At 78.8% G+C, this 1,456-nt stretch carries 2 protein-coding genes; both read right to left on the minus strand.

Annotated elements, in window-relative coordinates; translation table 11 throughout:
- A partial coding sequence (locus tag F9B16_RS50380; RefSeq protein WP_192809422.1) for a sensor histidine kinase occupies positions 1–916 on the minus strand: 916 nt, incomplete at its 3' end.
- Positions 913–1,456: STAS domain-containing protein (locus F9B16_RS50385; protein WP_151547340.1), on the minus strand; the 544-nt coding region annotated here is incomplete at its 5' end. The genes F9B16_RS50380 and F9B16_RS50385, both read right to left, overlap by 4 nt.

Consider the following 1,456-nt stretch of genomic DNA (forward strand, 5'->3'; position numbering starts at 1 on the left):
GCCCGGCGGACGGCGGCGGGCCGGGCGGCGGCGGGGTGTAGCCGAGGAACCGGTCGGTGAGCATGCGGCCGGGGTCGGCCAGCTCGCAGACCAGCTCGCCCGACCGCGCCCACAGCAGCGCCGAGCCGCGCCCGCCGCCGGCCCGGATGATCATCGTGGCGACCTCGTTCACCGCCAGCACGAACGGCAGCGTCCGGCCCTCCGGCAGCCCGAGCCGCGCCGCCTCGGCGGCGAGGAACGCGCGCAGCGACGGCAGCCCGCCCGCGCCGAACGTGCGGTGCGCCGCGGACGCCGGGGGCGGCGGGAGCGGGCCCGCGTTGCACTCGGCGTAGAACTCGGCCGGGTCGGTGTACTCGGGGCTCGGCCGCGGGCCGTCCGGGCCGGCCAGTTCCGGGTGCGTGCGGGCCATCGCGTCCAGCACCGGCGGCGGCAGCGCCACCGCGTCGTACGCGCACATGATCATGGTGGGGGTGCCGGCGAACACCACGTTCAGCAGCGACTCGTGCCGCTGCCACTCGCGCGTCTCCAGCGGCGTCAGCCCGTCCCACACCGGCTCGGCGAGCAGCCGCAGCCGCCCGCGCGGCCACCAGTCGGCGCGCATCCGGTCGTGGTAGCCGGCCAGCGCCCGCATCGGGCCGCCGAACCAGTCGGCGGAGTCGATGAACTCGATCCCGGCGCGGGCCTGCGCGCCGAGCCCCTCCCGCAGCGTCACCCGGACCGGCTCGGACGCGATCACCACGACCGCGTCGCCCGCGCCGCACCCGGCCTCCAGGTACGGGACGGCGGTCTGCGCCAGCTCGCGCGGCCACCCGTACGGGACGGCCCGGTGCACCAGCACGCCACCGCCGCCGGCCTGCGGCGGCGCGTCCGGCACGAGCCCCCGCGCCTGCGGCGGCCCCGCCCCGGGGGCGGTCACCGGACCCCCTCGTGGACGATCCCGGGCGCACCCTCCCAGCCGGTCACGCGCATCATCATCTCCACGCAGCGGGGCGCCGACCGCAGGACGACCAGCCGGTCGGGCACGATGCTCCACTCGTTCACGCCGACCAGCGCGCGCAGCCCCGCGAGGTCGCAGAACTCCACGCCGGCCAGGTCCAGGCACACGTGCGCGGCGCGGTCGTCGAGCCCGCGCAGCGCCGCCAGCAGCCCCGGCAGCGTCGACTCGTCGATGGAGCCGGACAGCCGGAGGCCGGGCGGCGCGAACAGCGGATCGATCCGCAGCACGCCGTCGTCGAAGACCGCGCCGGCGCCGACCGGCCCGCCGTGGCACGCCTCCAGCGCGCCCAGCCCGCCGGGCCCGAACCAGTGCCGGTCGAACTGGCACAGCGCCATCGCGTCCCCGGCCGCCGCCACGGCGCGGCCCACGGCGTCCTCGAACGCCGCGAACCCGGCGGTGCCGGGCCAGCCGCGCGACGACGGCGACGCCTCGACGCTCACCCGGACCCCGGCGCGCCCG

Source organism: Actinomadura montaniterrae, from assembly GCF_008923365.1.
GTDB classification, from domain to species: domain Bacteria; phylum Actinomycetota; class Actinomycetes; order Streptosporangiales; family Streptosporangiaceae; genus Spirillospora; species Spirillospora montaniterrae.